Source organism: Enterococcus sp. DIV0800 (assembly GCF_050559735.1).
In the GTDB taxonomy this organism is placed as follows: domain Bacteria; phylum Bacillota; class Bacilli; order Lactobacillales; family Enterococcaceae; genus Enterococcus_A; species Enterococcus_A devriesei.
The window spans coordinates 25,942-47,471 of sequence record NZ_CP187899.1; the positions used below are offsets into that span (position 1 = coordinate 25,942).

Annotated in this window: 18 protein-coding genes and 1 other annotated feature (1 of these 19 running past the window's edge); of the genes, 16 read left to right on the forward strand and 2 right to left on the reverse strand. The window is 39.8% G+C overall.

The annotated features are described in order from the left end of the window. Nucleotides 1-400: 400 nt before the first annotated feature. From IGI54_RS12120 to spx, 11 genes are all read left to right on the forward strand, one after another. A complete protein-coding gene (locus IGI54_RS12120; protein ID WP_430621759.1) occupies nucleotides 401-4,243 on the forward strand; it encodes a Cna B-type domain-containing protein in 3,843 nt (1,280 codons plus the stop codon). A 3-nt stretch (nucleotides 4,244-4,246) separates the two neighbouring features. Beyond that, a complete protein-coding gene (locus IGI54_RS12125) occupies nucleotides 4,247-4,939 on the forward strand; it encodes a pilin N-terminal domain-containing protein (RefSeq protein ID WP_430621760.1) in 693 nt (230 codons plus the stop codon). Between the two features lie 13 nt (nucleotides 4,940-4,952). After that, the gene (locus tag IGI54_RS12130; RefSeq protein ID WP_430621761.1) at nucleotides 4,953-6,620 is read left to right on the forward strand and encodes a SpaH/EbpB family LPXTG-anchored major pilin; all 1,668 of its coding nucleotides are present in this window, start codon (nucleotides 4,953-4,955) and stop codon (nucleotides 6,618-6,620) included. Between the two features lie 146 nt (nucleotides 6,621-6,766). Further along, nucleotides 6,767-7,417: an HI_0552 family protein gene (locus IGI54_RS12135; RefSeq protein WP_430622003.1), complete on the forward strand. Its 651-nt coding sequence runs from the start codon at nucleotides 6,767-6,769 to the stop codon at nucleotides 7,415-7,417. A gap of 97 nt (nucleotides 7,418-7,514) precedes the next feature. Next, entirely contained in the window at nucleotides 7,515-7,745 is a 231-nt protein-coding gene (locus IGI54_RS12140) for a DUF1858 domain-containing protein (protein ID WP_071861951.1), read from the forward strand. Continuing rightward, a complete protein-coding gene (locus IGI54_RS12145) occupies nucleotides 7,745-9,070 on the forward strand; it encodes a DUF438 domain-containing protein (RefSeq protein ID WP_430621762.1) in 1,326 nt (441 codons plus the stop codon). Before IGI54_RS12140 ends, IGI54_RS12145 begins: the two co-directional genes overlap by 1 nt. A 118-nt stretch (nucleotides 9,071-9,188) precedes the next feature. Further along, a complete protein-coding gene (locus tag IGI54_RS12150) occupies nucleotides 9,189-11,105 on the forward strand; it encodes a heavy metal translocating P-type ATPase (RefSeq protein ID WP_430621763.1) in 1,917 nt (638 codons plus the stop codon). Nucleotides 11,106-11,133: 28 nt separating this feature from the next. Then, a complete protein-coding gene (locus IGI54_RS12155) occupies nucleotides 11,134-11,364 on the forward strand; it encodes a heavy-metal-associated domain-containing protein (RefSeq protein WP_071861948.1) in 231 nt (76 codons plus the stop codon). A gap of 1 nt (nucleotide 11,365) precedes the next feature. Beyond that, a complete protein-coding gene (locus IGI54_RS12160; RefSeq protein WP_313631015.1) occupies nucleotides 11,366-11,896 on the forward strand; it encodes a DNA-binding protein in 531 nt (176 codons plus the stop codon). 12 nt (nucleotides 11,897-11,908) lie between these two features. Further along, nucleotides 11,909-12,568 carry a Crp/Fnr family transcriptional regulator gene (locus IGI54_RS12165; protein WP_430621764.1) on the forward strand — a complete coding sequence of 220 codons (660 nt, stop codon included), beginning with the start codon at nucleotides 11,909-11,911 and terminating at the stop codon, nucleotides 12,566-12,568. A 580-nt stretch (nucleotides 12,569-13,148) separates the two neighbouring features. Continuing rightward, nucleotides 13,149-13,574, forward strand: a complete 426-nt coding sequence (gene spx, locus IGI54_RS12170) for a transcriptional regulator Spx (RefSeq protein WP_430621765.1) — start codon at nucleotides 13,149-13,151, stop codon at nucleotides 13,572-13,574. A gap of 88 nt (nucleotides 13,575-13,662) precedes the next feature. On the opposite strand, the gene IGI54_RS12175 is transcribed toward spx, so the two are convergent. Next, nucleotides 13,663-15,126 (reverse strand): helix-turn-helix domain-containing protein, encoded by a 1,464-nt coding sequence (locus tag IGI54_RS12175; protein ID WP_430621766.1) that lies wholly within the window; start codon nucleotides 15,124-15,126, stop codon nucleotides 13,663-13,665. Further along, nucleotides 15,119-16,048, reverse strand: coding sequence for a WxL protein peptidoglycan domain-containing protein (locus tag IGI54_RS12180; protein ID WP_430621767.1), 930 nt, complete (start codon nucleotides 16,046-16,048; stop codon nucleotides 15,119-15,121). The genes IGI54_RS12175 and IGI54_RS12180 overlap by 8 nt, the downstream gene beginning before the upstream one ends. A 284-nt stretch (nucleotides 16,049-16,332) precedes the next feature. Here IGI54_RS12180 and IGI54_RS12185 point away from each other — a divergent pair, with 284 nt between their 5' ends. The 5 genes from IGI54_RS12185 (at nucleotide 16,333) to IGI54_RS12205 (ending at nucleotide 21,209) form a co-directional block, all read left to right on the forward strand. Next, the gene (locus tag IGI54_RS12185) at nucleotides 16,333-17,025 is read left to right on the forward strand and encodes a WxL domain-containing protein (protein WP_430621768.1); all 693 of its coding nucleotides are present in this window, start codon (nucleotides 16,333-16,335) and stop codon (nucleotides 17,023-17,025) included. A gap of 117 nt (nucleotides 17,026-17,142) precedes the next feature. Beyond that, nucleotides 17,143-18,180, forward strand: a complete 1,038-nt coding sequence (locus tag IGI54_RS12190; protein WP_430621769.1) for a DUF916 and DUF3324 domain-containing protein — start codon at nucleotides 17,143-17,145, stop codon at nucleotides 18,178-18,180. Continuing rightward, entirely contained in the window at nucleotides 18,180-20,195 is a 2,016-nt protein-coding gene (locus IGI54_RS12195) for a hypothetical protein (RefSeq protein WP_430621770.1), read from the forward strand. The genes IGI54_RS12190 and IGI54_RS12195 overlap by 1 nt, the downstream gene beginning before the upstream one ends. An 88-nt stretch (nucleotides 20,196-20,283) precedes the next feature. Further along, complete coding sequence (locus IGI54_RS12200) at nucleotides 20,284-20,796, forward strand: DUF1456 family protein (RefSeq protein WP_430621771.1); 513 nt, start codon at nucleotides 20,284-20,286, stop codon at nucleotides 20,794-20,796. Between the two features lie 215 nt (nucleotides 20,797-21,011). After that, a complete protein-coding gene (locus IGI54_RS12205; RefSeq protein ID WP_430621772.1) occupies nucleotides 21,012-21,209 on the forward strand; it encodes a hypothetical protein in 198 nt (65 codons plus the stop codon). Between the two features lie 168 nt (nucleotides 21,210-21,377). Further along, nucleotides 21,378-21,530: a binding site (T-box leader), on the forward strand; it runs 88 nt beyond the window's last position.

Here is a 21,530-nt window from a genome sequence, read left to right on the forward strand (position 1 = left end):
CCCTGAAAACCCTTTTAAATCTTTTTTTGTCAATAAAAGTCTATGTTGAATCCTATCATTCTTTATCAAATTCTGTTCAGTCAAGAAATGAAAAAAATTTGTTGAAAATGCGTGGAATAACAAGGATTTAATGAGAAAACAGGTTATTCGTTCATGAGTTAATCTTCCTTTGATTACTCGAAAGGGTGCTTTTTTTATTAAACATATGAATGTCAATAAACGCTAAGAGAAATTCTTTTATCGGATAAAATAACTTATTAATTCGTTTGCATCACCTTATTAATAGCGTATAACTAAAATATAATAACGAATAAAAAACGAAAAGGTGAAATGCAGAAGAAATTAATATCAGTTACTATAATCTTGGAAATATAAATAAGCGAAGGGGGGGAGGTAAAAAATGCCTAAAATAAAACTATTCGTCGTAGTAACACTAATGTTTTCTTTCTTAGCGGGGGTGTTTCTTCCAACTACACAAGTTCAATCAGAAACGATCAAAAAGACCATTATTGATGAAGATTATTTGAATATGTCTTATGAATTTGAAGAAAAAGCTGAAGATAGTCAATTGTTATTGAAGTTCAAACGGCGAGCAGAAGATAAAAAAGTACAACAGCGACTCAAAATGAAACTAACCGATGGAAAGAATGAATCAATCGAATATCCAGAATCGGCCAGTCTAAAAGAAGACGGCGGATGGTTGATAGAAAAAGAATTTTCAGCAGAGCAAGAAAAGCAAATAACAGTGAAGCTTTCTAAGTCAATCAAGGAACTTAACTTATATGTTCAAATGGATCAGAAAAGTATTTCCGACGAATCAGATGGAAAGATCGAAGAAAATGTCTTGAATCAAGAAAAGCCTTATGTTTTGAAACTAAAAGATGAAAAGCAAGCGACGAACAGTTCAAGCAAAAAAGCAGAGACGAAAAAAGAAAAAACGACCGAGAGTTCTCAAGGATTGATTGGTCCTAAAAAAGAAAAAGCGACACAAAGCAACGGACCGGCAAATGCACCGATGAATTCGACTAGTCGAATGTTTGAGCCAATCTATCAAACCAAAGTACCGCAATATACAACAGGAAATGACGTCTATCCGATTTCAGCTTGGTCACCGCAAGGGCAACCGAATATCAAGAACCATCAAGGGAGTCCAGCTGGTTCAAACAATTGGGATGGTGAAACAAGTTGGAATGTAGCGGGTGACAATCACACGAAATCCTACATGAAATACGGTGAGGACCCTTCTGATCCGAACTTATCATTAAGAAAATATGCGCAAAAAACTAATGAAGAAGATGAGTTCAAGATCAAGTTAAATGTAAAAGGGAACACCACTCATAAGCCGGGTGTAGATATCGTCTTCTTATTAGATAATACGGGATCAATGAAAGCTGGCGGGTCACCAAAAAAAAGCCAAGCAGTCACCGCTTTGAACAAAATTATTGACAAGCTTAAGGAAGACGCAAATCCTTCATCTAATGGAATTAGAGTTGGAGCTCATATTTTTGCTAGTTATGAAAAAGTGATTGAAGATGATTGGAACTGGACTCGATCCAAAACACGGCATAAATTGTCAGCGAATCCTACTGATTGGGAAAAAATCAAAACTGATTATGCTGATCTAACACCTGTAGGGGATACTTTCACACAACGCGGGTTGCAAGAAGCAGAGGATATCTTTGATGATCCATCGACTAGCTTAGGTGAAAACCGTCATAAGCTCTTGTTTGTTTTGACAGACGGAGCACCGACTACGAGTTGGGTGCCATTAAGTGCGGAACCGAATAACACTATGTTTTATGATAAGACACTTGTAACTAATTTCGACTCAGGTTCGAAACCTAATTACAAGAATGGTAGTACGTTGAACGGTGGGTATAATAAGACAAAATTTACGAGCGGATCATTGTATGTGAATGGTTCTCCAATAAATAGCCATATTACGACGACAAATTCGACCGCTTTTCGCTTGAAGAATAACGGGATTGAAATTCATGCAGTGGCGGTACAGATTACTTCGCCTAGCGATGGTAGTGATCACAATGTAAATGAGTTATTGGAAGGATTGTATATGATGGCGAGCCGGAAGGCAAATGCTGGCGGCTATGGACAAAACGATCATTTCTTCCATCATTCAGTAAATGCATCCTCCCTGACGGAAGATATCAAAGCCTGGTATCAAACCGTTATTCGAACAGTGGATAAAGGGATAATCTGCGATCCATTGGGAGATATGGTGGAATTAGTTAGAGGGCCGACATGGACTCAAGTGGGTGGAGCTCCGATTGCATATGAGGATCAACCAAGTGCTTATCCCACAAATGGCAATCGTCAAATCGAAGTTTGTAATATCAACTTAACTGGGAATCAAGAGATCGAAGTTGAATACACTGTTCGTCTAAAATCAAACGCGGTATCTAATCGTTGGTATCCGACGAATGGGAGAACCACTTTAAATCCAACACCTGAACGAACTACGGATTTATTGGATTTCGGTGTACCATCCGTTCGTAAACAACAGACGATTGATGAACTCAGTATTCCAGTAAGAAAAATTTGGGATGATAATAATGATACTAGCAAACGACCATCAAGTATCACAGTCAAATTGCAACGGTCAACGAACGGCGGCAGCTGGACAGATGTAGGGACTAAACAGTTAAGCAACTCGAATTCTTGGACACAAACCTTTACCGGCCTTGAAAAAGGTGCTGGAATCCAATATCGCGTCACTGAACCGACCCAAACAACAGGCTATTTACCGGCTACGGTCAGTCCAGCGACGATCAACTCAGCGACTCCATTTACAGGAGAAGTGCAGGTCACTAATAAAATTAAAGGTGCTGCTTTTGAGATTCCAGTAGAAAAAATCTGGAATGACAATAATCAAACCAACAAACGACCACCAAAGATTACAGTCAAGTTGCAACGCTCAAATGGGGTCGACTGGGATGATATTGCCACTAAAGATTTAGTAGCAAGTAAACAATGGAAAGATAGTTTCACAGTGGAAAATTATGAAGCGATCAGTTATAGAATAGTTGAAGTAGGGCAAGTGACTGGTTATGAGGCGCCTCAGTATAATCAGGAGTGGTTTAACTCAGATTGGAATCCAATGCCCGCTGGCGGAATCAAAATTACCAATACAATTTCAGCAGCTGATTTCGTCATCCCAGTCGAAAAGGTCTGGGAGGATGAAAATAACCAATTCGGGACTCGACCGACGAGTGTAACGGCGCAACTTCAGCGATTGGGCGGCACTGGGTGGGAGAATGTTGAGGAGAAGGTATTGGATGCGGGAAATAATTGGAAAGACAACTTTTCAGCAGTCGATGGCGATGACTCGATCGTCTATCGTGTTCAAGAGTTAAACCGTACACCAGGATACAAAGCGCCAACAATGAATATCGCCGCTTTTACTAAGCCAGAGCTGGCTTTTGTAGAGGGAACAGTAAAGATCACGAATACCTTAATAAAAACCAATTATCAATTCGTGAAGGTCTTTGATGATGGAGCGACACCGTTTAGCGGCAGTGATTTACCGAAGTTTAGTGTCAAACGCAAATCAAATGGAACTGTTTTAGCAGAAAATCTTACGCCAAATGCTTCTGGTGAGGTCAAAATCGAGAACTTGACTTTCGGAACCTTTGAAGTAGAAGAAACACATGTGCCACAAGGGTTCCAAAAAATGAGTAATTTTGACATCGTTGTGACAGAAAACGGAGCAGGTACAGCTTTAGTAGTCAAGGTCAATAACAGTACCGATTCTTATAAAGCAAAAAATAAATTAAAGGATTTCTCAATGACGGTTCTAAAGGTCGATGAAGATGGGTCAACACCACTTGGGGGAGCAACTTTCAAATTGAGTGGACCGGATGGATACGAGCAAACGGAAAGTTCTGAGTTTATGTTTTTCAATAATTTGAGGCCTGGACAGTATACCTTAGAAGAAACTCAAGCTCCTCAAGATTACAGTAAAATCACGACTCCGATCAGCATCACGATCGGTCTCGATGGGACTGTCACGATTCCCACACATCCGAATGCCACTTGGTATGGTGGGGTCGATGAGTATGGAAATGACATTACCTTGACGGTGACTAATAAGAAAGATCGTGAAGGTGCACTGCCGGCAACCGGCGATACAGGTATCAAAGCCTTTATGTTAGTGGCAGCGAGTTTGGCTGTCGCTGGGATGATTACTGGCGGAGTCTTCGTGATCCGCAGCAGAAGGGAGGGCTAATAAATGAGAAAAGGACTTTCATTTATTCTAAGCCTGCTTCTGGGAATATGCTTTTTGGGTGGAACAGCAGTTGGAGCAGAGGAGCAAGTTGATCTGTGGATTCACACATGGTCAGAAAAGGGAAAAAAAGTAGAGGGGACGGAGAAGTTAGCATTTGATGTTTATGATCTGACGCAATGGCGAGAGGAACGTAAAGGGGATGAGAAGCAGGACAAAGAATATTTAATGAACACTTACTCAAGTAAAGAGGAACTAAAGTCATTTGTAGAACAGGAACAATTGACGAAACTGAACGAAGCCTCCTACTTAGTTGATGGTAGCGGGAACGTCTCATTCGATGTTCCCCGTTACCAAGATGGAAAAGACGCGGCGTATTTGATCTTAGCCAGTGGTGAAGAGGGAGAATACCACATGTTGCCGATCATTCTATATTTCCCGCAGCAACATCCGGAAACAGGGGAGGAAGCACAACGATTACTGATTTATGGGAAATATCAAGATATCAAAGTACCGGCACCACCGGAAGATCCGGCACCACCATTGGAGCCAGAGGAGCCTAGCGCAGCAAAAGATTTTCCGACTTTAGGGAAACGATATCCATCCACCAACGACTTGGTGAGAGATTTTTCTAGGATTGGCTTAGTTTTAGTAATGATTGGTTTTATTGGTTTAAAACAAATAAAAAAAAGAAAATAGGGGGAAAAGAAAAATGAAGAGTAGAGGGAAGGTAATAAGTTTTATCATGGCGCTGTTATGCATGGTACCACTGATCGCTGGATTAGCGGGTTTTGGTAATGAAGCTTCAGCAGCGGGTGACACAGTCAATGTTACATTGCACAAGAAGAAGATGGACCAATTTCCGACGGCGATGAAAAATCCTGGTGAAGTTACAGATGCTTTCGATCATTTTCAACCATTAGAAGGCGTTACATTCACACCGTATGATGTCACTACAGCTTTCTATGCAGCATTAGATGAAGAATTAGCAAAAGGTACCGACTATGATGACGCGGTTAAACTAGTCGTTAAAGATTTTGCATTGGATCCAAGTGCGATACCAGCGGCAACAGGCAAAGCAACTGACTCAGATGGTAAAGTGGAATTTAAAGACTTAGCAAAACGCACGGCAGGCGGAATCTACAAAGTATACTTCTTTAAAGAAGATGTTCCTGCAGATTATGAAGAGTATGAAGGCTATCCAACATTGTTAGTTTTACCAGCGATGAAAGCAGACGGAACAACTCCAATTGAAGATATTCATTTGTATCCGAAGAACAAACTTAAAAATGAAGAAAATCCTAAAAAAGAATTGTTAGATGATGAAGGAAATCCTTTAACAGTACCAGCAGATGGCTACTATGTTTATGATATCGGTAAAGTCGTCAGCTACAAAGCATCATTCACATTCCCAAGTCAAATCGGTGAAATCCTTCATGATGTTGGCACAGCAGGGGTAGACCAAACACGTTATTCAAAATTTGAATTAAAAGATGAAGTGTCAGTTGAAGGAATGAAATTTGAAGGTATTTCTGAAATTTGGATCGGCGGAGTGAAATTAGACACTGCGGCTAGAGCAGCACTTGAAGCTAAAATGCCAATCACACCAGTCAATGCAGGTCCAACAGGTCCTTATACTGGCAAAAAAGCGGGATTCACTATGGCGGCAAAATTGAACAATGAAAAGAGTGATGGCGATGCAGCTAAATTCGGTGAATCAGTAGCAACCGCAGAATTCTTAAAAAAATATGCAGGTCAAAAGATCGAATTGGTTTACGGGGTATCATTTACTAATGAAACAGCCGTTGATGTGAAAGTAGAGAATGATTTCTTAGTAAACATGGAACATGATGGAGGTCAAGCAGACAACCGCGAAAACGATCAAACAGTACCAGGGATTTCAACTGGTGGTATGAAATTCTTGAAACACGAAGAAGGAGATAAAGCTCAAGGACTGCAAGGTGCAGAATTTGCTATCCTTAAGAAAGATGGCTCAGACGAATACTACTTGACTCAAGATGCTGATAAAAAACCAGCTTGGACAAAAATTGATGCATCAAATCCAATCAGTCAAGCGGACAAATTTGTATCTGCCGAAGACGGTAGTTTCAAAGTAGAAGGACTTGCTAAAGGCACATACTATTTAAGAGAAACAAAAGCACCACATGGCTTCCAATTGTTGACAGAGGATAAAGAATTTGAGGTCAAGGCGGGTTCTTACACAACTACTGCATTGAGATATGATGTAGCCAACGTAACTGAAGGCGGCTTCCTACCATCTACTGGTGGTATGGGTATCGTAGCATTCTTACTAGTAGGTCTAAGCCTAATGTCAGTAGCATATTTCCGCTACCGCAAAGTGCAACACGCAGCAGAATAGTAGAAGTTAATTTTTTAAACAGGATGGGGAGACTCATCCTGTTTTTTTGTGCTGAATTTTAACGAGGATTTACTAAATGGCTAACAGTTGAATAAATTTTGGCTGCTGTTTACAATAGAAAAGATCTAATGAAAAGAGGCATTTTGATGGAGTTAACGAGTGAAGATTTTCAATTATTTGAACGAGATTATTTTGCTTTTAAGCAATTAAAGGCAAGTTATACTATAGCAGAAATTGAGCAGATCAAGAAAAACTATCAGGAACATTGGCAAAAATGGAAGGCACTGCAGCAAGCGGTGGCAAAATCATTACCAGCAGAATATCACTTAGACAAGCCGAAGATCGAAAGCTGGACCAACGGGTGGAATTTGCGGAATCATTTTTGGTGCGCGTATCGTGATCCGCAGCATCGTAATCAAAATGCGTGTTTGGCGACCTTATTGAATAAAAAGCAATTTCAAGTTTATTTGATGTTTCAGCATTATAAAAGTGGTGAACGTTCGGGAAGTTTGGCGGATTACAATGCGCTGTTGCCGACGCTGAAAAAGTGGAGCGAGACGGTAGACATTACGGATTACTATATTTGGCCGCAAGTGGAACATGAATTAGCTGACCATCTCCTGCTTTCGGAATTCTTAGCAGATCCACTTCAATCAGAGAAGCTGGAAGCTAAATTAGAGGGACGAAGTTTTCAAGTGGGAAAACTATTATTTAAAACAAAAAGTATCACAACGGTTGATGAAATGGTTGTTCAAACGATCAAAGAATTAGCTCCATTGTATTTTGCTTTAAGCTAGTTCGATTAGATCCTCTTCAAAAATTTTTAAGAAGCGCTGAAAAATAGTTGTTTTGGGCGTATAATGAGTGAGCAAATAAATTAAGGGAGAACTGTGTATGAAGGAATTAGACTTATCTAAATCTTTGTTGGAATTAGTCACTCTTTATCCTGAAGTAAAGGATTTAATGTATAGATTAGGTTTTGAAGCGATCGCAAAACCGGGCATGCTGCAAACGGCAGGCCGTTATGTAACGATCCCCAAAGGCGCGAAAATGAAACACATTCCGCTAAATCAAGTCATTGAGTTGTTTGAAGCGAATGGCTTTACTGTGAAAGGAGCAGTTTAATGGAAGGTACGAGAGAACAACGACAAGCGAGGATTGTCGAGATCCTATCATTACTCCACAAAGGCGGTTCTTTTGAGGAAGCGAAAGATTTATTTAATCAAGAGTTTGACGGCGTAGATGTGACCGAGATTACGGCGGCAGAAAAAGCCTTGATCCAAGGCGGGTTAAATCCCCAAGAGATCCAAAAGTTATGTAATATTCATGCGGCGGTATTTAAAGGTTCGATCAACGAGATCCATCGATCTAATCTAGAGCATGAACAGCCGGGGCATCCGGTCCATACGCTGAAGCTAGAAAATCAGGTGTTGCAATCGTTGTTGACGGATGAAATCGATGGTCTTCTAGTTAAAATAAAAGCAGGTGATTGGTCACAAAAGGAACGGTTGCTGCATGCACTGACTGATTTAATGCAGATTGACAAGCATTATGCTCGTAAAGAAACGTTGATTTTTTCTTATATGGAAAAATACGGTATCACTGCCCCTCCAAAAGTAATGTGGGGCGTCGATGACGATATTCGGGATCAAATCAAAGCTTTGATTCAATTAGTAAGTTCTGACAAAGCGGCTTATAACCCAATTGCTGAGCAGTGGGAATCGGCAAAAAATGAAATTGAAGAGATGATTTTTAAAGAAGAAGAGATCATGGCGCCGATGACTTTAGATGTTTTCAGTTTGAAAGACTGGGAAAAAATCGCCGAAGATAGTTTTGATATCGGCTTTGCTTTCATACCTGAGCCTTTACCGTGGAAGGCCAGCCAAGCTTCACTAGAAAAGGAACAAGAACGAGAACCAGCTCGTCAATTAGCGATCCAGCAAGCCAAGGAAACAACAGAGGGGATCGCAGCTAGTCTGACTGATCAAACAGAGACGAACCCGGTAGAACATGATGATTGGGAGAACAAAGCAGCGGCTGAGACGGTCGTTTTACCTACCGGAACATTAAAGATGGCAGAAATGATCGCTATGTTCCAAGTTTTACCAGTGGACTTGACGTTTGTTGATAAAGAGGATCGTGTACGCTTTTTCTCAGAAGGGAAAAGCCGAGTGTTTCCCCGTACGAAGTCAGTAATCGGGCGTGAGGTTGTGAATTGCCATCCACCGAAGAGTATGCACATTGTTCAGCAAATCCTTGATGATTTTCGTTCAGGCGCCCGTTCAGAAGCAGATTTTTGGATCGATATTCGAGGCAAAAAAATCTATATTCGTTATTTTGCTCTAAAAGATGAATCCGACGAATATTTAGGCTGCTTAGAGGTTACTCAAGATATTACAGAAATCCAATCAATTGAAGGTCAAAATCGTTTATTGGATGGAAAAAATTAAAATGCCATTTTAAAGAGTATTCGTATTTTTACGAATACTCTTTTTTTCTTGATAGTAATCAATTCATTTTCTGAAGAGCACTTGTAAACTGTTAGAAAACAGACAAGGAGTGTTAATAGTGAAGGTGCAAAAGAAAATACTCGCTCGTAAAAAGGAGCTCACGTTGCTCAATGCGATTTTTATCATGGGCTCGATTGGGGCTAAGTTCTTTTTCCAACAGGAGTGGATTTATGACGTAGGAATGATCGTTGCCTCTGTATTAGGGGGTCTGCCAATCATGATCCAAGCTTATCAAGCATTAAAGGTTAAGGTGATCAGTATCGATTTACTAGTTACGATCGCGGTAATAGGGGCATTTATGATTGGGGAATACAATGAATCGGCGATCGTCACTTTTCTCTTTCTATTGGGTCATTTGCTTGAGCAAAAAACATTGGAACACACCCGTTCTGCTATTCAAAAATTAGTCCAAATGGCTCCTGCAAAAGCTTGGAAATTCACGGGTGAGGCTTTTAGTGAAGTGGAGATAGACGAGGTGGGAGTGGGCGATCAATTATTGGTCAAAACAGGTGCCCAGATTCCCGTTGATGGCATAGTATTAGAAGGATCAGGCTATCTAAATGAAGCAAATGTGACCGGGGAATCAAAGCAAGTCCATAAGAAAACAGCCGATCAGGTGTTTGCCGGAACGATCTTGGAGAATGGCACCCTAAAAATGCGGGCTGAAAGAATCGGTGAAGATACGACTTTTGGAAAAATCATTGAACTTGTAGAAGAAGCACAAGACAGTAAGTCAACTGCAGAACGGTTTATAGATCATTTTGCTAAATATTATACGCCGCTCATTTTAATTATAGCTATACTGACTGGCTTGATTAGTCGAGACGTTCGTTTAGCAATTACCATTCTCGTACTTGGCTGTCCGGGGGCGTTGATCATTGGTGTGCCGGTATCCAATGTTGCAGGGATCGGAAACGGAGCGAAAAATGGGATATTGATCAAAGGTAGTGATGTAATGAATACTTTTAGTCGGGTCAATACGCTAGTCTTTGACAAAACTGGAACGTTGACAAATGGCAAACCAACCGTCGCAACAGTGCAGCTGTACGGCAAATCAGCTACTGACTATCTTGCGTTGACTGCGGCGGTAGAAGCCGAATCGGATCATCCTTTAGGACAAGCCATCGTTGACTACGTAAAAGAAAATAGCCAAGAAGATTTTAGCAAAGTCAGTGTCACTGATACTGCAATCAAAGCAGGCCGAGGGATTGTTGCATCTGTAGCAGGTCAGCGCCTAATCATCGGCAATAAGCAACTCATGAAAGAACAAAAAATTCCACTGACAACTGCGCTTCAAGTAGACGAACAATTTTTACACGAGCAAGGTCACTCGGTAGTATTGGTTGCAACGGATCAAGAAGTCGTGGCATTGATTGGTGTAAAGGATCAGCTTCGTCAAGGTGCATCAGAGACTATGAGTGCGCTGAAAAAAAGCGGCATAAAACGTCTGATTATGTTGACAGGGGACAATCAACGGACTGCAGAAATTATTGGAAAAGAGCTTGGATTCACTGAAATTCAGGGTGATTTACTACCTGAAGAGAAAGCGGATGTCATTCAACAGCTGCAACAAGCAGGCGAAGTTGTGGCCTTTGTGGGGGATGGAATCAATGATAGTCCTTCAATCGCGCTAGCGGATATTGGGATAGCGATGGGGAGTGGAACTGACGTAGCCGTTGAGACATCGGATATTGTTTTAATTCAGTCAACATTTCAAAGCTTACTTCATGCTTATCAACTTACTAAAAAGACGGTGACCAATATGAAAGAAAATATTACGATTGCGATTGGGACTGTCCTCTTTTTGTTAGTGGGGTTAGTTTTTGGCTATGTTTATATGGCTAGTGGCATGTTCTTTCATGAATTAAGTATCTTGATTGTTGTAATCAATGGTATGCGGCTGCTTTCTTTTCAAACAAAAAAGACAAAACTTGATAGAAATCAATTCGCGAAAATCAAAGAATCTATAGAATAAAGGTATCAATTTAGAGGAGGCTTCAATGATGAAAAAAATGATTATCCAATTAGGAACACTGACTTGTCCGTCGTGTATGCAAAAAATTGAAAATGCGGTCAGCCAACAAAAAGGTGTCGAAAATGTAAAAGTTCTTTTCAACGCCAGCAAAGTCAAAGCCGATTTCCAAGCAGAGCAGACTAGTCCGGAAGTATTACAAAAAGTGATCGAAGACTTAGGTTATGAAGTGGAAACGGTCAAAGTAAAGGAGTTATCCTAAAGTGAATCCAGATGAAAAATTCCAAGCAGAACAAATCAAAAGTGATCGGGACCATCATACGCCGACTGCTGCAGCGATGATCAGCCATATTTTGGCCAATCTATTTATCCATCGAACGAAGCTAAGACAAGCAAATTATTATTTAAAAGGTCACGTGCGAAGCTTTTCTGAGGATAAGTTGGTAGGGATGATTGCTGATGAAGATCATTTCTTTGATACATTAAGTCAAAAGGTCCTTGCAGAAGGAGAACTGGTCCCGACAACTTTGAAAGAATTCAGCGACTATGCGATGATCAAAGAAAGTGGTAAATTAAAGTATGAAAGCGACACAGTGATTCTTAGGGAGTTTATCACGGATCTAGCAACGCAAAATTTATTTGTTACCCGCGGGATCGCCTTAGCAGAAAAAGAGGCTAAATTTGGTTTAGCTAATTTTTTGAAAGAACTATACGGCTGGATCAAGGAGCAGGAATTGATTTGGCAGAGGTATTTGGGAGAAGATGGAATCTCCCAACTTGAAGAAGACGAGTAAAGGAGAATTTTCATGAACCATGAACATTTATGTGTATCTTTAGTTCCACTATTCAATCATTTGGATATCACGGATCAGCAAAGAATACATGCGTTGGTTAAGCACCGGGTCATTGAAAAAGGTGAACAAATTTTTACACCCGCGGGAACCGCGCAATTAGTGATTGTTGCTCATGGAAATATGAAAGTCTATCAACTATCTTCAAATGGTAAGGAACAAGTCCTACGTGTAGTGGAACCTGGTGGGTACGAAGGTGAAAACCAATTATTTGGTGTTCGCAATGAAGTTTTATTTGGTGAAGCACTAGAAACAACTGAAGTTTGTATTCTTAGACAGCAAGATTTTTCAGAATTGCTCTTAAGTTATCCGCAACTAAGCTTGAAATTACTAGAGATCAATGCTCAAAAAATGCTGAAAGTAGAAAAGCAGACACAATTTTTAATGATGGAGAAAGTGGAGGAGCGTTTAGCCACCTATTTGCTTGATTTGGCTAAAGTAGTCAATACAAAGAAATTCGTTTTACCTATGAAAATGAAAGAGCTAGCCTATTTTTTAGGGACGACACCGGAAACTTTATCAAGAAAATTCAAATTACTAGAACAGCAACAGCTGATTAAGCGTGAAAGACGCAATGTAACGCTATTAGATACAACAGGATTAGAAGAGTTGTGAGCACTTCTTCTGATCACAACTCCAAGTGTTATCACAGGTTTCGATATTCAAATAGAAAAATGAAGTTACGAATTTTTGACATAATCAAGAAAGCAAACTTTGCGCTCAATCATCAAAAGTGATTGAGCGTTTTTTATGTTCAGTTTTAACTCATCAAATAGTTATGGATATTTTTTTAAGTACTGTCTTTCCTTTTGAAAGTACATTTCTTTATCAATCTTTCAGAGAATTCTTTACGGAAAAAACTTAAAAATAGTAAAAGAAATCATTCAATCATTTTTTACATTTTTGAAGAACTTATTGATTAAAAAGCAACCTTTCAGATGTAGATTGTTATCTAATTGGTGTAGACCAAAGCGCGAAAAGTGCTTTAATAAGTATATTTACATCAGATTTCATCTAACTCTTTGTTTAAAATGATTCTTTTTTAAAGTTATATAAAAAAATATGATTGTCACATAAAAGGATTATTTTTCGTTATTTTGATCAGAACGCATTTAACAAAAAGGGAAGAATATTGTATGGTTGATATATAAGATAACTGAGAATAATAAAAAAGTTTAAGAAAGGTGTTTAGCAGATGATTAAATTGTATACTTCTCCAAGTTGTACTTCTTGCCGTAAAGCAAAAGCATGGTTAACTGAACAAGGACTTCCATTTGAGGAAAGAAATATTTTTTCTAGTCCTTTGAATAAAGAAGAAATCAAAGAAATTCTTTGCTTGACGGAAACGGGAACAGAAGAGATTATTTCGACTCGTTCCAAGGTCTATGAAAAACTTGATGTTGATTTTGATGAATTATCTTTCAATGAACTGATTGAGTTGATTGAAAAGCACCCAACCTTGTTACGCAGACCAATTATTTTAGACGAGCGTCATTTACAGGTGGGGTACAATCAAGATGAAATTCATCAATTTATTCCTCGTGAAGTCAGACGCATGACTTCTAAAGAGATGTCTAAGATTTTAATTTATTTAGATTTAGAAAAGCAAAGTCTTGCTTAGTAGGAGAAATCAACACATAAAAACAAACAAGTACTACCTTCAGGAATCGAAGATGGTGACTGTTTGTTTTTTTATTACTATAGTTAAGTTACCGATTTTTTTCGATATAAGTCTTACGTAAAGCTACATATAATGAAGAAAGATTTTGATAGCCGACGTTAAAGTCCCAATAATAGACAGGAATTTCCGTGGCTGTTTGGGAAAAGGTCGTAATCAGAAAATCGTAGGTAGTCTCACTGTGATAAAACTCTGTTTCCACAAAACTGATATCCGCTAAAAAGTCCCACAGCCGTTTGACGAGTAATTGATTAGACTCCATCATAACGCCGATTTTTAAAGGGTGTTCCTTGGTCATTTGATAGTAGAAAGGTGAGATACCAGAACGCAAGATTTGGACTAAATATTTTTCAGAGGGACGAAATGCTGAAAATTTCTCTCGTTTTAAAAGTGCATTTAAGAATTGCTTGATCTTCTCTTCAAACTGTAAGGTCTCGGCTGATTTTACTTCAGGATACTTGACTAAAGCGGGTAGATTTGGAAAGGGACCGCGAAAAACGTAGAAGGCGAGAATGATGTTGGCTAGATTGGCCATCATCATTTTTTTTGTCCCCGTTTCCATATGCACGTGCAATTCGTCGATGACAAAACAGCGGAAACTTTCTACTAAATCCCAGACTGGATTTGCTTTTCTAGTAAAGGTATGAATACTTTTTTCTAGCGCGGGATCGGCAGGGTCTTCGTAAATCGGAATAAAATTCATCAGAAAATAGATCGAAGCCAATTCTCCCTTAGAATGTTCCGGTGAAAGGTCAAAGGTCTTTTCAAACGCACACAGATCACATTCGGGATTATCTTCCAACATAAAATCCAAGGCTGGTTCGTACTCAGCGAATCGCTGTTGGAGCATGCGAGTGAGAGCCACGCCAGAATAAATTGATGTTTCCAAGCGGCTGACAAAGTCACGACTTAAAGGTGAATCCTGTAAAAAGAGCTCACCATAAGTCGACGCTTTTTCTTTGGCGACATCGAAAGGCCAAAACAAATTACGGTAGCCTAACCAAAAAAGATAGAAGAAAGCCAGACGGATGGCGATCTCATTCCCTTCTAGTCGGAATTTTTGAAAGTTGATTTTGAGCTGGTACTTGGCTAAATATTTGATCATCGGCTGCATTTTACGGCTGATGGTGGCGCGACTGATATAATTTTGCTGCAAGAAATTTTCCAAACCAAGTGTTGGTTTTAAAAGTAATGCCTGCATAAATTGGAAAGAAAGACTTGATTTTAATAGATGAAGGCGGTACTCATCAATCGAAAGCGCCAGTTTTTCAGTGGAGATTCCGGTGTTTGGTACGATTAAGGAAGTTTTGATCAGTCCCGACTCTAACAAATCGTGATCCAGTTCTTGCAATAGCTTGTAATACTGTTGATAAGAAAGCTGAGTCTGGGCGGCGAGGTCACGATAAGGATAGATCCCAGTCGTTTGTCCCGCGAGATTCTTAAAGATCCGGAATTTCATTTGAGTGACCGAATCAAAGACTATTTCTTCAAACATGTTGCTTCTCCTTTCTTTTTTTCCAAATAAAAAGAATTAATGATCCGAGGATCAAAGCCAAGGCCAGGATAAATGGCCAAAGAGCAAGCTCGTAGATTTGTAGCTGATCATTCTGCTGATGCAGAAAGACCCAACGGTCAAAAGAAAAATTCTTTTCGCCTTTGACTGTTAGCTTGATGGTATAAAGTCCGCTCGTTGGCGGTTTTTCGGTTGGCAACTGCAACGTAAAGGAATCATGGGGCGCGACGCTGATGGTCTGATCTGTTAGGTTGATTTTTTTTCCTGTAATAGAGCGAAGTTCGCCTGTTAATTGGTAGTGACTAATTAATCGACCAGAGGTGTTGGCTAGTTTCGCAGCTACATTTTCTTTAGCTGTCGTGAAGTTTTCTAAAGTTAGTTGGGGAGCGGGTAAGGCTTTATCCTCTCTTAACATCACTCCGATTACGTAAGACAATTCTTGTTGGATGCCACCGTTAGTGGGGGCATTCTGATCAAGAATTTGAAAGCCTCCTAATAAACTGCCGGAAAAACCTTTTTCAGGAATCGTCAGTTGGAAGGCAACTTGCTTTTGCTCCTGGGCTTCTAAGTGAACCGTCTGAGGTCCAGAGAGTAGTTCTTTAAAGTTTGGACCACTAGTAGGCTTATGATCGTTCAAGCTGTATTCGATTTGCCCGATCGTATTCGTGAAGGCAGTGGTAGGAGTGATCTCTAAAGTTTTTGGCTGATCGTCAAAGTTTTCTACTATTATATAGAGGGGTTGCTGTTGGTCTTTTTTTACTTGCAAATCAAAGTAAGAAGCGCCGTCGATTTGGTTCTCAGGAAAAATCGGCGATGCACCAAACCCAAAGGTCGTGGCTTGAGTGGTCGGTATGTAAATAAATAAAAGAATGAAACTAAGTACTAAAGAAAATATTTTTTTCACTAGTGACTCCTCCGTGACGGATATATCTGCTGTTTTGAGTATAACAAAGGATTTTATCAAAGTGAAAAGATAATTTTATTTTCATATTTAGATAAATCCATTTTGTAAATGTGAAACAAGCTTGATACCGCAAGGCGATAGGCATTTTGAAGGATAAAAGCAGCGAGCTATTACATTGCTATTGGCGTTAGAAAACTTATAATCAGATGTGTATTAAGGATTATTTACATAAACGTTTCATGAAAATAATAATTCGTTGCATGAGATGTTAAGGAGGAATTTTTATGAAAAAAATGTTAGCCACACTTATGACTTCAACGATCGTCCTAGCTTCACTAGGCTTAGCAAGTACGAATGTTTTTGCGGCTGAAACTATCAACGCAGGGACACTAGGGGCCGGATATGATGCGACCAACGATTCAGTAGCTGCAAATTCTAAAGCTGAATTCGCCATTGATCCCGGTCAACTACGGTTAGATCAAGTACCTGACTTGCATTTTGCTAACGATAACGGTACAAATCCAAAGGTCGCTGATTTTTCAAAAGAAGTTCATTTGAATTTGTTTGATGGAAAACTTTCGAACGCGTCTAAAGATGGAAATAGCAATCAAAAAATCACTGTTTCTGACTACCGCGGAACGAACGCTGGTTGGAAACTCTCCGTATCAAGAAGTGATTTTACGAATCTTGCCGACAGTAGTAAAAAAATCGATGGTGTAACTATGACAGTATCTCCTTCAGCTGATGCGACTGACGGAATCGCAACCAAAGCACCAGTTAAAACAATTGTGAATGATCAAGCAGCGACTTTGATCAATGCGGCTGTTAACGAAGGAACATTTGCCAACAACTTCGATGTAGCTTCTGGCGATTTGACCGTTGCTGCCAACGCAAATAAAAATATCGTTGCTGGGACTTACCAAGCTGATGTGAACTGGACATTAGCCAATACACCAACTGCAGCTCCAGCAAAATAAGTGGATCAAGCTCGCTAAATTTTCGTTAATCGAACGCTTTGTGCGTTCGATTTTTTGTAAAACAGATTATTTTTGACTAAGATGAAAAGAGAGAGAATCGATAAAGGGGAGAACAATATGAAAAAAATAGGATTAGTGTTAGCCACTGTTTTTTTGATGATGATCAGTTTTATGACCACGGTTTCTGCTGAAGCAGCTGGTGCAGGCTTTACTATCGATGCGGTCCAGCCCGAAAATCAAATTGGTGATGCTAGCTATTTTAATCTGAAAGTGACCCCTGATCAAAGCCAAGAACTGACTTTAAAGGTAAAGAATTTAGAGAATCAAGCGATCAAAATCAAAATTTCGCCCAATCCTGCGTTTACTAATAATAATGGTCAGATCGATTATAGTGATCAAACGGTAAAGCGGGATGATACTGCTAAATATGATGTGACACAGCTTGTTTCTAGTCCGCAAGAAGTGGATCTGGCAGCCAATGAAACGAAGGATGTCAAATTTACTCTAACAGCACCAAAGGAAGCCTTCAGTGGGACGATCATGGGTGGTTTTTACGCGGAAAAACTTTCTGATGATACCGCCGATTCGTCATCTAGTGAAGGGCAAATGCTGACGGTGAAAAATAAATATTCTTTAGTGCTCGGTCTAGCATTGACAGAAAACCCTGATCAAAACTTCACGCCAAAATTAAAATTAAATGATGTCAAAGCTGGATTATCTGATGAACACACCGCGGTCTTAGCTAATTTACAAAATATCGAACCACAAGCCTTTGGCTCCATGACAGTGGATGCCAAGATCTATAAAAAAGGCGACGATAACGTTTTTAAAGAAACGAAGAAGGACAATCAAGAAATGGCGCCAAACTCTAATTATGATTTCGCCATTGATTGGCAGAAGGAACCGCTTGAAGCGGGGGATTATCATTTGGATTTAGTCGCAACTTCTGGTACACAAGAATGGAAATTTGAACGAGACTTCACGATCGCTCAATTGGAAGCTCAGACCATCAATGAAAAATCAGTTGATACACCAGAGCAATCCAATAATTTATGGTTGTATGTCATTATCGGTGTCTTAGTCTTAATCATTTTATTGCTATTGGTTTTCTTATTAGGCCGTAAAAAAGGCAGACAAGCAAAGGATGAGGCGTAATGAACAGAAAAAATCGGCTGACCTTTCTGCTTTTCCTATTAGTTGGAGGCACTCTTTTTACTTCTACCGTTCAAGCGGTTTCCAGTACTGAAACTACGACTCAAACAACCACGACTGCTGATTCCGCGACACAGGGGACTTCGATGAATTTTTCAACGAAAGATTCGCCAGCAACTACTCGATCTAAGAGTGATGAAACAGCTGAGTCCTCCAGCCAAACAAGTACCAGTTCCTCGGTAAAATCACCAGAGAAGACCATTAAACCTGAAAAACGCGGATTGGTTGACGCATCAGGCTTGGTCAATCCGCGAGAGCTGTCTAGCTATCCTTTAGGAGTCGGTACAGAATTCACCGCTTTTGCTGGCGGAACCTTAACAATTGGTCAGCAAAACGTGACAGGCTATATGGGCGCTAATACGATTACTGGGAAAAATGGCTGGCCAAATTATTTCGGCAGCAATCTAACCACTGGCGGTTTGAAATTAACGGGTGATCCTAAAGAAAATGTCACAGTGGTAGCCAATACCATCAATGATACATTAGCCAATAATTTAGCCCAGTCTAGTGCGTTTCCAAATCAAAAGCTGATCGTAAAGAATGGCGGAGCTAAAATTCCCGCAGCTAAAAAATCAGTTCATTCTGCCGATCAACTCAAAGCTTTTCAAGATAATGGGATTACCGCTGATAATTGGCAGTCAACCACGCAAAATAATTTAATCAGTGTCAGTGAAAAGTATCAAAGTCTGACCCAAGATAAAGGGGTTGCTGTTTCAGATGCGGCAATCAAGGCCACTCAAACAGTAGTCCAAGATACGACTAAAGCCAAGACAGTCCATCAGATCAGCCTTGATCTTCGCAACTATACCAGCTCAGCTGTTCCCATTATCATTTTAGATATGAATCTTGTTCGAGCCGATGATGAGTTCGAGATTAATTATCAAGGTGCTCCATCCAAGCAATTGCCGTATTTGATTTTTAACTGGCAAACGAGTGGCACCTTTACTTGGGATTGGAACAACCACTTGACAGTCACGGGAGACACAACGATTGAAGCATTCGGAAACCGCATCATCCATTCATTTCCGAACGCGAGTCAAGTCTCAATCATTGCCGCAAAATTTTATGGTTCATTGCTTGTTCCAAAGGGAAATATTCTTGTAGGCAGTGCCGGTGCCGAAGTGATGCATTCTAGCTACGTAGCTGGCGGTGACATTGAGATTCAATCGGAATTAAATTTGGACATGGCAAAAAGGAATCAATTTGATACGAGCAACTGGCCAGGGACTAGCGCGCCTAATCATCCCACTCCTAAATTGCCGACGATTCATTTAACCACAGAAGATGGCAATGCAGTGGGAAATGAACTGACGATCTTCAAAGATCAGCCAATTAAATTAAAGATCGTTACGACTGATTACGAGGGAACCGATGTCGAGGGAGCCGATGGACAAGGTGACTTTAGCAAAATGGTGATCACTGATGGAGTGAACCTGCAAGGCTTATCTGTAGGGCAGCACGTCATTACGATCAGAATTCCTGGGCAGGAAGATGTTTTTACTAAAATTACAGTCAATGTCAGCGGGTATTTGACACTAGATCAAGTCCCAGATCTTCAATTCGGGAAAAAAGATCTGTCGCAATTTAGTCAAGATCCTAGTTTTCAACTGGTCAGCGAAAACAATGAGGGCATCAAGATTACCGATGAGCGCTTTCCGACGGATGGAAAAACACCATGGAGTTTATCGGTTGCTTTAAGTGATTTTTCAAATGGTAAAAAGCCGATCGCCGGCAAGATCGATTTTGCTTCTGCTCAAGGAGCACAAGGGCTTTTGAATGGCACCGTAACTTCTGATGGTAAGTTGACGTTCGATAAAACTGGCAAGCCCAATTTGGATCATTCAGTCAGTGAAAATCTAGCAGCTGAGACAAAGTTAAGTATCACCGATGCTAAGCAAGTAGAGACGGGCACTTATCAAGCGACTCTGCGTTGGACCTTATCCAATGCGCCACAATAATAACAAAGACTAGCGCCGACGTTCGAAAGAATGAGGTGCTAGTCTGTTTTTGTGTTATAGTAGAACAATCAGAAAAGTGGAGGAACTCATGAATAATAACGATCTATTACTACGTTTGCGCTACGCCTTAGATATCAAAGATACCGATATCGTTAAAGCTTTCGAATTAGGCGGCTTGACCGTTACCAAAGAAGAAGAGAAAGACATGTTGAAGAAAATTACGAACCAAGCCGAAGAACAAGACGAATTCGAAAAAAATACGTACGTAAAACCAATCAATAATCAAGTCTTCGATAGCTTTTTGAACGGTTTTATCATTTTGAAACGCGGCCCACAAAAAAATAAATCCACCGAAGCACCTCAATTAAAAAGCAATCAAATCCGTCATATCAACAATATTTTGTTGAAAAAGGTCAAGATTGCCTTGCAATTAACTAGTGATGATATGCTGGATATTATGGCAGAAGCTGGGGTCTATCCTTCAAAAGGTGAGCTGGGCGCCATTCTTAGAAAAGAAGGTCATCGTAACTTTAAACCTTGTGGCGACAAATACGCTCGCAATTTTTTAAAAGGCCTGGCGTTGTGCTATCGTGAGGACTAGTTGCAGGGCTAAGTAACCTATTATTAACATAATGAGCATCTTTACCAGAGTCATTTTTAAAATGAGTGTAGTAAAGGTTTTTTTATTTTGCATATTCAAAAAAAATCGAATATAAAGAAAATTTCTCTTTGGATATAATAACTTTAACGAGCCACAAGCACTTCAAACGAAAGGTTATTTTAAAAGAAAACAAGGATTGTTCTAGGAGGATTATGATGACACTTAAAGAAAGAATTGAATTACAAAAACGCTTAAAGGAGCTAACTAGAACCAGTGATTGGATGGTCAACCCTAACAAGCGTAGTGAAGTGGAATGGTTAAGAAGCTATTTATTTCCAAGTGTTTTTGATAAGCAGAGAAAACGGATTGTCACTGATAGATTTGAATGGGCAAGTCGAGGAGTACAGTTTTAGTTCATATTTTTAGTGAAGTTATGACTGGTTTGTTTGTTGGAAAAGTTATTTAATCGCTGTAAATAAAAAAAGCTATCGTGAAGAATTACAGTCTAAGCATGTTTAATTTGATGAAGATAATCTGTGTTTGACAAGTTTGAGGTTCTCTGCTATGATTTTGCAAATGAATGAAACACATTGAAAAAGAAAGTAAAATAATCATACTTAGCCTAAGAGAGTCTTCGTTGTGGTGAGAGAGGATGCAAGTAGATCATTTGAAAATGGCTTTTGAGTGGATTTCCCGAATCTTTAAGGAAATACGGATGCCCCCGTTAACAAGGC